10 protein-coding genes and 2 rRNA genes (1 of these 12 only partly in view) are annotated in these 12,487 nt (G+C 46.8%); 9 read left to right on the top strand and 3 right to left on the bottom strand.

Annotation, left to right across the window (positions count from 1 at the left end; translation table 11 throughout):
- Nucleotides 1-20: 20 nt before the first annotated feature.
- From dapF to ACH19P_RS01610, 4 genes are read left to right on the top strand one after another with little or no spacing between them, the layout of a single operon-like run.
- On the top strand, nt 21-851 hold the full coding sequence (dapF, locus tag ACH19P_RS01595) for a diaminopimelate epimerase (protein WP_462156783.1): 831 nt from the start codon (nt 21-23) through the stop codon (nt 849-851).
- A complete protein-coding gene (locus tag ACH19P_RS01600; protein ID WP_462156784.1) occupies nt 848-1,456 on the top strand; it encodes a DUF484 family protein in 609 nt (202 codons plus the stop codon). The genes dapF and ACH19P_RS01600 overlap by 4 nt, the downstream gene beginning before the upstream one ends.
- Nucleotides 1,453-2,385 carry a tyrosine recombinase XerC gene (xerC, locus tag ACH19P_RS01605; RefSeq protein ID WP_462156785.1) on the top strand — a complete coding sequence of 311 codons (933 nt, stop codon included), beginning with the start codon at nt 1,453-1,455 and terminating at the stop codon, nt 2,383-2,385. Before ACH19P_RS01600 ends, xerC begins: the two co-directional genes overlap by 4 nt.
- 1 nt (nt 2,386) lies before the next feature.
- Nucleotides 2,387-3,079, top strand: coding sequence for an HAD-IA family hydrolase (locus ACH19P_RS01610; protein WP_462156786.1), 693 nt, complete (start codon nt 2,387-2,389; stop codon nt 3,077-3,079).
- 1 nt (nt 3,080) lies between these two features.
- Here ACH19P_RS01610 and ACH19P_RS01615 read toward each other — a convergent pair whose 3' ends face one another.
- A complete protein-coding gene (locus ACH19P_RS01615) occupies nt 3,081-3,494 on the bottom strand; it encodes a GNAT family N-acetyltransferase (RefSeq protein ID WP_462156787.1) in 414 nt (137 codons plus the stop codon).
- A gap of 52 nt (nt 3,495-3,546) precedes the next feature.
- Between ACH19P_RS01615 and ACH19P_RS01620 the strand changes: the two genes are divergently transcribed.
- The 5 genes from ACH19P_RS01620 (at nt 3,547) to ACH19P_RS01640 (ending at nt 10,298) form a co-directional block, all read left to right on the top strand.
- Nucleotides 3,547-3,996 (top strand): GNAT family N-acetyltransferase, encoded by a 450-nt coding sequence (locus tag ACH19P_RS01620; protein WP_462156788.1) that lies wholly within the window; start codon nt 3,547-3,549, stop codon nt 3,994-3,996.
- Nucleotides 3,997-4,094: 98 nt separating this feature from the next.
- Nucleotides 4,095-6,260, top strand: coding sequence for a DNA helicase II (gene uvrD / locus ACH19P_RS01625; protein WP_462156789.1), 2,166 nt, complete (start codon nt 4,095-4,097; stop codon nt 6,258-6,260).
- Nucleotides 6,238-8,307 (top strand): GNAT family N-acetyltransferase, encoded by a 2,070-nt coding sequence (locus ACH19P_RS01630; RefSeq protein WP_462156790.1) that lies wholly within the window; start codon nt 6,238-6,240, stop codon nt 8,305-8,307. The genes uvrD and ACH19P_RS01630 overlap by 23 nt, the downstream gene beginning before the upstream one ends.
- 7 nt (nt 8,308-8,314) lie before the next feature.
- Nucleotides 8,315-9,394 carry an ABC transporter substrate-binding protein gene (locus ACH19P_RS01635; protein ID WP_462156792.1) on the top strand — a complete coding sequence of 360 codons (1,080 nt, stop codon included), beginning with the start codon at nt 8,315-8,317 and terminating at the stop codon, nt 9,392-9,394.
- A gap of 70 nt (nt 9,395-9,464) precedes the next feature.
- Nucleotides 9,465-10,298, top strand: a complete 834-nt coding sequence (locus ACH19P_RS01640; protein WP_462156793.1) for a chemotaxis protein — start codon at nt 9,465-9,467, stop codon at nt 10,296-10,298.
- Between the two features lie 347 nt (nt 10,299-10,645).
- On the opposite strand, the gene rrf is transcribed toward ACH19P_RS01640, so the two are convergent.
- Nucleotides 10,646-10,760: ribosomal RNA gene (gene rrf, locus ACH19P_RS01645) — 5S ribosomal RNA — on the bottom strand.
- A gap of 123 nt (nt 10,761-10,883) precedes the next feature.
- Nucleotides 10,884-12,487: ribosomal RNA gene (locus ACH19P_RS01650) — 23S ribosomal RNA — on the bottom strand; it runs 1,281 nt beyond the window's last position.

Here is a 12,487-nt window from a genome sequence, read left to right on the forward strand (position 1 = left end):
ACGGACGAATTAAGAGCCTTATGTTAGTTAACTTTTCCAAAATGCACGGGCTGGGCAACGACTTTATGGTCGTTGATAACGTCACCCAAAACATCTTTCTATCTCGCGACCAAATTAAAACACTGGCCGACCGTAATTTTGGTGTGGGTTTTGATCAGTTATTAATGGTCGAGGCACCTTATTCTCCAGATTTAGACTTTCATTATCGTATCTTCAATGCTGATGGCAGCGAGGTAGAACAATGCGGCAATGGTGCTCGCTGTTTTGCTCGCTTTGTGCGCATGAAAGGGCTGACCAACAAGCATAAAATAGCGGTTTCCACTAAAGGTGGGAACATGGTGTTATATATAGAAAAAGATGGTCAGGTTACCGTTAATATGGGTCAACCCATATTGGAGCCGAAAGAAATCCCGCTCAAGGCCAGCAAACGTGAACTAACCTATATATTGCGCCAGCAAGAGCAAACATTGTTTGTGGGCGCCGCTTCTATGGGGAATCCACATTGTGTAATTGAAGTGGAAGACATCAATACCGCTGAAGTACAAACCTTAGGGCCATTGGTGGAAGAGCATGAACGCTTCCCCAAGAAGGTTAACGTAGGTTTTATGCAGGTGATTGACCAGAACCACATTAAGCTCAGAGTCTGGGAACGAGGGGCTGGTGAAACCTTAGCATGTGGCACGGGTGCATGTGCGGCAGCGGTCGTGGGCCAGCTACAAAATAAGTTAAGCAGTAGCGTAAAAGTGGAATTACCTGGAGGCGCGCTACAAATTCGCTGGCAAGGCGAAGGTCACCCGGTAAAAATGACTGGCCCTGCGGAACATGTGTTTGATGGACAAATCGCGTTATGAGTGAGTTGAGCAAAGAGCAAGTTGCAGAATATTTGCAACAAAACCCAGACTTCTTTTTACAGCATCCGCAGCTGTTTGCTGTGATGAACTTTGGCGGCACACATGAAAGTGTGGCTTCTTTGCAGTTACGCCAACAACAACTCTTACGAGAGCAGAACGTCAATTTACAACAGCAACTCCAGCAATTAATTAGCCAAGCCAAACAAAACGAACAGGTGTATCAAGTATTCAGCGCCTGCCATCGTAAGCTCATGAGTGATTGTGAGTTTATTGAACTTGCCCAAGGTCTAGAAGAGCTTATTTGTGCGCAGTTACATATTAGCGAATGCAAGCTCCTGAAGTTCACTCCAGATCTTCAGCCGCTGCTGGACAAACGATTAAACAACAGCCACTACCTAGGCCGACTCTCAGAGCAAGAGCAGTCTTTAATTTTCAATAACCCTAGCAAAAGTGCAGCCTTGTATCTTATCGGTGAACCAGAGGCACCTATCGCACTGCTCGCATTTTCCAGTGAAGACGAATTGCATTTTGAACCTGCCCAAGACAGCTTCTTTATTTTCGAATTTGTAAAAGCACTGCAAGAGCGTTTAGCCACGTTATCATGAATAACGGCAAAGCACTGACCTTTTCAGCAATGAGTGAAGTGTGGAACGAACCGGTTGCCAGTTATCGAGATTACCTGCGTTATGAAAAGCAGTATTCGAGTCACACCTTAGAACAATACGACCGCCAACTTTTAGAAGTTGCCCGCTATTTCTACGAAGATAAAGACGGGTGGCTGACACTCAATGCCGATGACATCCGTAAGTTCGCAATGTCGCTACGCGCCAAAGGGTTAGGTGCACGCACAGTGAACCTCAAACTCAGCTGTCTGCGCGCCTTTTTTCGCTATTTAAAAAGCTACAACCCCTTTCAAGAAAACCCAGCTCAGTACGTGAAGGGCCCCAAATTCGATAAGCCCTTGCCTCGCAATTTGGACGTTGATCAAATGCATCAACTCCTGGATATCGATGATGACGATCCACTGGCAATACGTGATAAGGCCATGATGGAGCTTATGTATTCAAGTGGCTTACGTATTAGTGAATTGGTTAACGCCAATTTGGCTGATCTCGACTTACGAGGCGGTGAAATTCGCGTATTGGGTAAAGGCAACAAAGAGCGCATCGTGCCGGTCGGCTCAAAGGCGATTGCAGCACTTAACGCATGGTTGAAGTTACGTATCGCTTTTGTTGGCGCTGACGACGCGGCCTTATTCTTATCCAAACGCAAAACGCGAATCTCGATTCGCCACGTACGTGAACGGATGCGTGAATGGGGAGTAAAACAAGGCCTCAGTGCGCAAGTTCATCCACATAAACTGCGCCATTCTTTTGCCTCGCACGTATTGCAGTCCAGCGGTGATTTACGTGCCGTGCAGGAACTGCTTGGCCACAGCAGCCTATCAGCAACTCAGGTCTATACCCATTTAGATTTTCAACACCTTGCTAAGGTGTACGATAATGCTCATCCACGAGCTAAGAAACAGAAGTAACATGATGCGATTTAACCGAGCCATTGACCAAGCTAAAGTCCTTAGTTTCGACTTAGATGACACGCTTTATAACAACCACCCAATTATCAAAGCGGCGCTGCAGGCTCAACATAACTACTTACAGACTTTACCTGCTTGGCGCGAGCAAGATCACGGCTTTTGGTTGCGCTGCCGAAATGCGGTGATAAAGCAGATGCCCACTCTCATCAATGATGTTACAGAACTGCGTAAGCAAGCACTTACACACGCTATGAAAATTATAGGAGAAGACATTCAGCATGCTAAAAATGCGTATGACGCATTCGCCACGGCGCGCAGTCAAATCGTTGTCAGCGACGACGTGTTAGCTTTGTTGGATGCGTTGAGAAGCAAGTACAGATTGATTGCTATCACCAACGGCAACGTTGATGTGAATAAATTTAACCTTAAAGGTCAGTTTGAGCAGGTGCTCATGGCAGGACCCGATGGCGATGCCAAACCGCGCCGCGCATTATTTGATAACGCTGCGTCGACATTGCAGGTTGCTCACCATGACATTATTCATATCGGAGATAGCCTAGATACCGATGTACAGGGTGCAAACAATGCTGGATGTCGCAGTGTGTGGCTCAATAACCAAGGAATTGATTACGCCTACAAAGGCCTACCTTGCTGCGAAATTAGCGACATTTCGGCGCTGCGCGCGTTTTGCTAGTTTAGAATGTTTTCACCATATAGCTGCGCCGCCCATTTATAGGGTAATCTGACAGCGCAAATACTTCTTCATAGCCGTGTCGACGATAAAATTCCGGTGCTTGAAACTCCAAAGTATCAAGTACCGCCTTTGTTGCTCCTAATGTGACTGCTGCGTGTTCTAATTTGCCTAATAACTCGCTGGCATATCCTTTACCTCGTGCTTCTGGGTGAACCCAAAGCCAATCTATTAATAGCCAGTAGCCAAAACTGCGCCCTGCTATGCCACCTATGCGCTTACCTTGCTCATCGCAAATACTAAAGCCCACATTTTTACGCGCTACAGGCCAGTGTGCTTGATTAAATGCCACTACTTGATCTTTGAGCCAATCGCTAAGTTCATTACTGTTATCCGCAATTATGTCGCTACGCTTCATGTAAAAATATCCGTGATACACTGAGGCCAGAATGATAACCGAGTATACATCGATGAGTCAGTACACAATAAAAATAGCCGCTTTGCAGGACTGTTTGACTGTCCATAATCACATCCCTGAAATGCTTACCGACGCGACCTTGGCTATGTATCAAGAACGAATTGGCGACAACCCATACCTCGCGCTTGTTGCTGTATACCTAGGGCAACCCGTCGCCTTTAAACTAGGGTATGCAAAATCGACAGACACTTTTTATAGCTGGCTCGGTGGCGTCGTTCCTGACCATCGTGGCCAAGGGCTGGCAAAGCAACTTCTGCACAAACAAGAGCAATGGGCGCTAGAGAATGGCTTTAACTGCATTGAAGTGAAATCCATGTTGCGCTTTGATGCCATGCTGACGATGTTACGCTCGCAAGGGTATACACAAACAACGCCCACTGATGCCATCAATCAACACAGTAAAATTCACTTTGTAAAAGACTTAAGTAATTTACGCAATTAACCTAATTCAATAATTTACTGTTTATAAAAACAGTATTCTATTTAGCCAACGGCGAACTCTTGTTATACTTGCCAAACTATTTAAAAGTGGACGTAACGATGGACGTATCTGAATTACTTGATGGCTTGAATGATAAACAACGAGAGGCGGTAGCAGCACCGTTGCAAAATATGCTGGTTCTTGCTGGCGCAGGCTCAGGTAAAACACGCGTTCTCGTTCATCGTATCGCGTGGTTGATGCAAGTTGAAAACGCCTCGCCATACAGCGTATTTGCCGTTACGTTTACTAACAAAGCCGCTAAAGAAATGCGTGCTCGTGTTGAGCAAACTATTCAAGGCTCCGCTGGCGGGATGTGGATTGGCACTTTCCATGGTTTGTCTCATCGAATTTTGCGCGCTCACCACCGCGAAGCGAAATTGCCAGAATCATTCCAAATTCTCGACAGTGATGATCAGCAACGCATGATCCGCCGCTTACTTAAAGCGATGAATATTGACGAGAAAAAATGGCCGGCAAAACACATTGCCTGGTACATCAGTGCCAAAAAGGACGAAGGCCTGCGCCCAGGTGATATTCAAGCGTACGATGTCAACGAGCAACTATTACTGCGCGTATACAGCGCCTACCAAGAGGCGTGTGACAGAGCTGGCTTAGTCGATTTCGCAGAAATTCTGTTGCGTTGTTATGAAGTCCTGCAACAGCACCCTACCTTGCTGCGCCACTATCAACAGCGTTTTGCACATATTTTGGTGGACGAGTTCCAAGATACCAACACCATTCAATATCGCTGGCTAGCACTGATCGCCGGCGACACGAATTCGATGATGATCGTCGGCGATGATGACCAAAGCATTTACGGCTGGCGTGGCGCGCGTATTGAAAACATTAAACGCTTCTTAGATGACTTCGACGCTGAAACTATCCGCCTCGAACAAAATTATCGTTCTACCGCAACCATTCTCAAAGCGGCGAACTCACTAATAGAGAACAACTCTGAACGCATGGGTAAAAGCCTTTGGACAGAGGGCAATCAAGGGGAGCCGATCTCAATTTACGCAGCCTACAATGAGCTGGATGAAGCGCGTTTTATCGTCGGCAAAATTAAAACCTGGCTTGAAGCAGGCAATGCGTTAAGTGACAGCGCGATTCTGTATCGAAATAACGCGCAATCGCGTGTACTGGAAGAAGCGTTACTGCAAGAAAGCATGAAATACCGCATTTACGGTGGTATGCGCTTCTTCGAACGCCAAGAAATTAAAGATGCCCTGTGCTACCTGCGCCTGGTGAGTAATCGCCAAGATGATGCCGCCTTCGAACGGGTGATTAACACCCCCACTCGCGGTATCGGTGATAAAACATTGAGCCACATTCGTGACTGTGCCCGTGCTGAGTCACTCCCGCTTTGGTATGCGGCGAAAACTATTATTGAACAAAAGCATTTATCTGGACGTGCGGCAACAGCGGTCAGTCGCTTTTTGGAATTGGTTGATGGTGTTGAAGCACATATTGGTGATCTCACGCTTGCCGAACAAGCTAAATATGCCATCGAAAATACGGGCCTTATGGCCATGTATCACGCTGAGAAAGGTGAAAAAGGCCGTGCTCGCGTAGAGAACTTGGAAGAGTTAATCAACGCCTGCGAGCAATACGAGCTGCCTGTAGATGAAGAGTTTTCTTCGCCATTACAAGGCTTCCTTGCTTATACCTCATTGGAGTCAGGTGAAGGCCAAGCAGAAGAACATGAAGATGCGGTGCAAATGATGACACTGCACTCGGCTAAGGGCTTGGAATTCCCATTGGTGTTTATGGCTGGCGTTGAAGAAGGAATGTTCCCTTCACAACAAAGCCAAGAAGAAAGTGGCCGCTTAGAAGAGGAGCGTCGCCTTTGCTACGTGGGTATGACGCGCGCAATGGAAAAGCTTTATGTCACTCACGCTGAGAGCCGACGCTTATACGGTCAAGAGAAATACCACAGTCCATCACGCTTCCTGCGCGAGTTACCAGACGATTGCATTGAAGAAATTCGAGTGAAAACTAAAGTAACGGCACCGCAACAAACCAGTCGCTTTAGCCACTCACTCACCCAAGCGGCCTTTGCAGACAGTGGCTTTAACCTTGGTCAGCGCGTATTGCATGCCAAGTTTGGTGAAGGTACCGTTCTCAATTATGAAGGCGCAGGCCCACAATCACGCGTGCAAGTAAACTTTGATAATGTGGGCAGCAAATGGTTAGTCACCGCGTATGCGCGCTTACAAGCAATCTGAGTTAGCTCAACTCAAAAGCGAGCTATCCTCGCGCAGATGGCGCCAAGCTATCTTGCTGCGGGGAGAAAACGCGTGGTGTGCAGAACAACTCGCATACCTGCAACACGACATTAATGAGCCATGGTATGTGCTTAGCACCAACGAGCAACTTAACAATTCTCAATGGCCATTGCACCTGCACCAAATCCTCGGTCAAGAACATGCTAATGCTGCTTACGATTGTTTCAGTGGTTTTTTTGCAGACAAGCTAGCGGCCCTTAGCGGCACGGTCAGTGCGGGTGGGCTGTTGGTCATTTTGATGCCCGAAGACACCTCTCATTTCATCGACCCCGGTATTAATAAACTTGTGTCTCACGGCTGTGACATGCCAACTCGCAGCCACTTTTGGGCTTGGTTGGAACTTCAACTTCCCGAGACTGACTTTATCTGGTTATGCCAAAGCGACCCAACAAGCTTTGCACTCCCACAATGGTCTATTGAATGTGGCGAAAGCGTCGCGTCCGCACAACTGGACCAACAGCGAGCTATCGCGAGCATCATGGCTGTTGCTAACGGTCCTGCCAATTCCCCGCTACTCATAAGTGCAGACAGAGGGAGAGGTAAATCATCAGCCCTGGGGCTTGCTGCGGCGCAACTGCGTGGCAAAAATATCATTCTTTGTGCAATCCAGCGCAGAGCAGTATCAAGTGCATTTAAACACCTTGCATTAGCGCAGGGTTTGTTGGCACCTGATGACGCTACTCAGCGCTTAGCTAACCTCACTTACATGCCGCCGGATCGTGTTCTTAAAGAACAGCCTGCGTGCGATATTTTGTTTGTAGATGAAGCTGCGACGTTACCTATCCCTATCTTAAAAGCGCTCCTGAAAATTTATTCTCGCATTGTGTTTGCAAGCACATTGATTGGGTATGAAGGCAGCGGACGAGGTTACACACTGAGGTTTAAAAAATTCCTTGATGAGCATTACCCGTCACACACTGAGTGCTCATTAGATATACCGTTTCGCTTTGCTAACGGAGATCCCCTCGAGCAGGGCATAAATATGCTACTGGCACTAGACTCAGCCTGCACTGACCTGAAAATTGAAGATACAACAGTCGTGCACCAAGAAATAAGCGTCAGTGAACTATTGGCGGATCCAACGTTATTAAAACAAGTGTTCGCACTTTTGGTTTTGGCTCATTATCAAACATCAACAAATGACTTTCGCCAATTGTTGGATGCACCTGGCCAGCAACTCTTTATCACTTTACACAATGGGCAATTGGTTGGCGTCGCACTGGTGATGCACGAGGGAGGTTTTGAATCTGACCTAGCAGTACAAATAGCTAAGGGGCAACGACGCCCACAAGGGCATCTACTCGCACAGAGTCTGGCTCAGCTCACAGGCAAGAGTGATGTTGCTCAATTGCACAGTGCCCGTATCGTACGCATAGCGATTCACCCCGAAACACAACATCTGGGCCTCGGGACAAGCCTCATATCACACATAGAATTAGCGTGTCAGCGAGATGGAGTTGACATACTTGGTACCAGCTTTGGTGCTTATGGAGCGCTTGTTAAATTTTGGAAAAGGTGTGGGTTTTATACCTTAAAGCTAGGTTTCAAACGCGATCACGTAAGTGGCGAACACAGTATTTTGATGGCCAAAGCGTTAAGCCATAACGGCGGTAGCGAATTGACGCCTCTCATTTCCCGATGGCAACGAGATGCTAGCGACGTACTCGCACATTTCTTTGATGGTCTAGATACCGATTTAAAAACTACGCTGCTAAATGAGAGTACACATCAAAACGATGACATTGACGACTTAGAATCACTCACGCGCTTTGTACAAGGCGAGTTAGCTTTTATTTATGCGTATGCTCCGTTAATGAGATTTATAAACAAAAACCCCAGTGTACTGACACGACTCGATGTTCAACAACGGAGTCTGATTACGCAACTACAAAACGAAACTTGTACACAAATTAAACACAAGCATAGTAAAAAGCAATTCAACCTGCTATTAATGGCGTTAGTTCAATCCGTTATCGCACAAAGGTAGTAGTACTATGATTCGCGCGCTATTGCTGATGTTAATCATCACCTGCAGCGTTGCAGCCAAACAGCCCCAGAGCTTTACTCTCGGTATGTCCAGTGCAACTCAAGGTCCAGCGAAAGATATAGGCTTAGCGCTAGGTTTAGGTGCACAACTTTATTTTGACCGTCATAACCGCGAGAGCGAATCTTTTAAGGTGAACCTAGTTCATCTCAATGATGGCTACGAACCACTCAATACCGTCGCAAATACGCGCCGCCTTATCGAGCTTTATGAAGTCGATGCACTGTTTGGCTACATGGGTACACCCACAACCACAGCAATCTTAGATTTAGTTAGAAAGCAGAGAGTGCCTTTGCTATTCCCATATACCGGTGCGGAATCATTCAGACTCAGCAAAAATGAGTTCATTATCCATCTACGCAATAGTTACGAAGATGAAGCGATAGCGCAGGCTAAATATTTAAAAAACAAGGGTGCAAAACACATAGCATTGTTGGTCCAAGCTGATGAATTCGGTCTTGAAGCAGGTAATAGCCTCATCATGGCCATGCAAACTCATGGTCTTGAAGTCGCCAATACCGCTCGCTTTCGCCGCAATAGTACGGATATTGAGGCGGCTGTAAAAGTATTGTTTAGCACACCGGTAGATGCGATTGCCATGGTAGGAACCTACAGCCCTATCGCTGAGTTTATTAACAAAGCGTATGAACAAGGCCACTCGCCTTTGTATACAGCGATGTCTTTCACTTCACAGGTTTCATTATCGGGTCTAATAAAGCACCACAACAACGTAATGGTAACTGAAGTAGTTGCAGACCCACTTACATGCCAACAACGCCTTTGTAACTTGTTTAAAGAAGACTTTTCTCAAGCCGGAGTAAAGATGCCTAACAGATTACATTTCGAGGGCTACCTTAATGCTTATGCCACAACAAAGATTATCTCGTTTTGCAAAACTCGCTCCACAAACTTACAGCAATGCATTATCAGCTATGGACCTAACGTAGTGAGTAGTGACCCCGAGTTGGCGACCTTGTTCAAACTCCAAGATAAACCCGGAGATAATGTCTATCAGGTTCTTCTTAATTAATTGTATTTCTGGTGAAAATACACAACTAAGCTAAGCTTTATATCACCAGTCACTGTTCTGAACGTATCTAATGGATTTTGTAAATTTCCGAGTTGGCAGCAAAACTATCTCTCTGAAAATTTTGGATATTCTCTTTACCGAGCGTTATGACGACAACCTCACTAGCTTGCCCAATGAAAACCCCAGTTTTCTTGGTGTTAAAGACTATATGGATACCCCCACACCCATCTTTGATTTAGGGATCATGCTCAATAAGCAATCGACAAAGCAAGCGAATACCGCACTTGCTGAAACGATAGAGCAATACATCACTTTCAACAATAAGTGGTTTAGTGCGTTAGAGCGTACAGTTGATAGTAAAGAAACGATGAGCAGTGATCTCGACGAACAGATGCGTCGATTTATTTCTTGGTATGAAAATCCCAACGTACAAGATCCCGACTTAAAGGACCTTTTTAAACGACTAACGGTGCCTCATCGTCAGGTCTTGGAACAAGCTAAGCTTCTCAGTGGACTGCCAGCAGAGCAAGCTAAGGAAATTTTGGGCAGAGAAAAGCGAAATAACATGGCGCACATAAATCGCCTGCTTAGCTCAGCCAAGGAGTTATTAATCTTTAACCACAAACCTATCATCGTGTATACCACCAAAGATGGCGCTACACCGTACATTGGACTTTTAGTTGATCGGGTCGAAGATAGTATCAGTGTTGACCAAAGTGAGGTGAAATCTTTGAGTGAGCTAACATCTATTGGCTTTGAGGTGGATAGAGAAACAAAGCATATGATGGCGGGTTTAATTAAGCTCAAAGACAGCCACTCACTGATTATCGAGCCTAGCGCCATATTTAGACCTCAACATCTCGCTCATGAACCAGAAGAGACAGAAGCATACGGCTTGTTTTGATAAACAGCCATAATGTCGAATGTATCGGAAATTTGCTATACGGCCCAAAAATCCGACCTACAGACTTAGCAAGCTAAGGGTTATTCAATCTAAAACAAAGAGTTTAACCCCCAAACACTAGAAAGCAAAAAACCCGTCGCATTGCTGCAACGGGTTTCTTTAATTCGGAGTCGGGGGCGCCTAGCCTGGTGATGGTCCAGCTTACGGCCTGAGGCCGCCAGCGTTCAAGCGGATGAAGTAAAACTCTTTACTTCATTATTCCCGCTTTCTCCCTACTTTCCCGTAGGTTATCAAAGACCTTAAACGAAAAAACCCAGCAATAAGCTGGGTTCTTCGTATAATTAGGAGCCTGGTGATGACCTACTTTCACATGGCAAATGCCACACTATCATCGGCGCAGTTCCGTTTCACTTCTGAGTTCGGCATGGGGTCAGGTGGGTCCAGAACGCTATTATCACCAAGCAAAGTTGGTTACTAATCGCTATTGCAATCAGTATTAATTCGGAAAGCTTTATAAGTAATCGTCTACTTCAGTCTTTAATCTCTAACTTCTAACTTAACAGTCTCACACCATTTTGGCGTTGTATGGTTAAGCCTCACGGGTAATTAGTACAGGTTAGCTTAACGCCTCACAGCGCTTCCACATCCTGCCTATCAACGTTGTAGTCTTCAACGGCCCTTTAGTGGAGTCGAACTCCAAGTGAGAACTCATCTCGAGGCTCGCTTCCCGCTTAGATGCTTTCAGCGGTTATCGATTCCGAACGTAGCTACCGGGCAGTGCCATTGGCATGACAACCCGAACACCAGCGGTTCGTCCACTCCGGTCCTCTCGTACTAGGAGCAGCCCCTCTCAATTCTCAAACGCCCACGGCAGATAGGGACCGAACTGTCTCACGACGTTCTAAACCCAGCTCGCGTACCACTTTAAATGGCGAACAGCCATACCCTTGGGACCGACTTCAGCCCCAGGATGTGATGAGCCGACATCGAGGTGCCAAACACCGCCGTCGATATGAACTCTTGGGCGGTATCAGCCTGTTATCCCCGGAGTACCTTTTATCCGTTGAGCGATGGCCCTTCCATTCAGAACCACCGGATCACTATGACCTACTTTCGTACCTGCTCGACGTGTCTGTCTCGCAGTTAAGCTGGCTTCTACCATTACACTAACCGTACGATGTCCGACCGTACTTAGCCAACCTTCGTGCTCCTCCGTTACTCTTTGGGAGGAGACCGCCCCAGTCAAACTACCCACCAGGCACTGTCCGCAACCCCGATTCAGGGGCCAACGTTAGAACATCAAACATACAAGGGTGGTATTTCAAGGATGGCTCCACGGTAACTGGCGTCACCGCTTCAAAGCCTCCCACCTATCCTACACATGTAGGCTCAATGTTCAGTGCCAAGCTGTAGTAAAGGTTCACGGGGTCTTTCCGTCTAGCCGCGGGTACACAGCATCTTCACTGCGATTTCAATTTCACTGAGTCTCGGGTGGAGACAGCGTGGCCATGGTTACACCATTCGTGCAGGTCGGAACTTACCCGACAAGGAATTTCGCTACCTTAGGACCGTTATAGTTACGGCCGCCGTTTACCGGGGCTTCGATCAAGAGCTTCGTCCGAGGACTAACCCCATCAATTAACCTTCCGGCACCGGGCAGGTGTCACACCGTATACGTCATCTCGCGATTTAGCACAGTGCTGTGTTTTTAATAAACAGTCCCAGCCACCTGGTCACTGCGACTCTCAAGTGCTTACGGAGCAAGTCCTTCACACTCAAGAGCGTACCTTCTCCCGAAGTTACGGTACTATTTTGCCTAGTTCCTTCACCCGAGTTCTCTCAAGCGCCTTAGTATTCTCTACCTGACCACCTGTGTCGGTTTGGGGTACGATTCGATATAAACTGAAGCTTAGAGGCTTTTCCTGGAAGTATGGCACCAACAGCTTCCACTCCGTAGAGTGTCGTCTCGTATCTCAGCCTTAAAGAATCCCGGATTTTCCTAAGATTCAAGCCTACATACTTTCACACGGACAACCAACGCCGTGCCTGCCTAGCCTTCTCCGTCCCCCCATCGCATTTATACCAAGTACGGGAATATTAACCCGTTTCCCATCGACTACGCCTTTCGGCCTCGCCTTAGGGGTCGACTCACCCTACCCTGATTAACATGGGATAGGAACCCTTGGTCT

The sequence above is a fragment of the Pseudoalteromonas sp. GB56 genome (genome assembly GCF_054923835.1).

Coding starts and splice junctions, on each gene's coding strand:
- dapF (WP_462156783.1), top strand. CDS start 21: ATGTTAGTTAACTTTTCCAAAATGCACGGGCTGGGCAACGACTTTATG.
- ACH19P_RS01600 (WP_462156784.1), top strand. CDS start 848: ATGAGTGAGTTGAGCAAAGAGCAAGTTGCAGAATATTTGCAACAAAAC.
- xerC (WP_462156785.1), top strand. CDS start 1,453: ATGAATAACGGCAAAGCACTGACCTTTTCAGCAATGAGTGAAGTGTGG.
- ACH19P_RS01610 (WP_462156786.1), top strand. CDS start 2,387: ATGATGCGATTTAACCGAGCCATTGACCAAGCTAAAGTCCTTAGTTTC.
- ACH19P_RS01615 (WP_462156787.1), bottom strand. CDS start 3,494: ATGAAGCGTAGCGACATAATTGCGGATAACAGTAATGAACTTAGCGAT.
- ACH19P_RS01620 (WP_462156788.1), top strand. CDS start 3,547: ATGAGTCAGTACACAATAAAAATAGCCGCTTTGCAGGACTGTTTGACT.
- uvrD (WP_462156789.1), top strand. CDS start 4,095: ATGGACGTATCTGAATTACTTGATGGCTTGAATGATAAACAACGAGAG.
- ACH19P_RS01630 (WP_462156790.1), top strand. CDS start 6,238: ATGCGCGCTTACAAGCAATCTGAGTTAGCTCAACTCAAAAGCGAGCTA.
- ACH19P_RS01635 (WP_462156792.1), top strand. CDS start 8,315: ATGATTCGCGCGCTATTGCTGATGTTAATCATCACCTGCAGCGTTGCA.
- ACH19P_RS01640 (WP_462156793.1), top strand. CDS start 9,465: ATGGATTTTGTAAATTTCCGAGTTGGCAGCAAAACTATCTCTCTGAAA.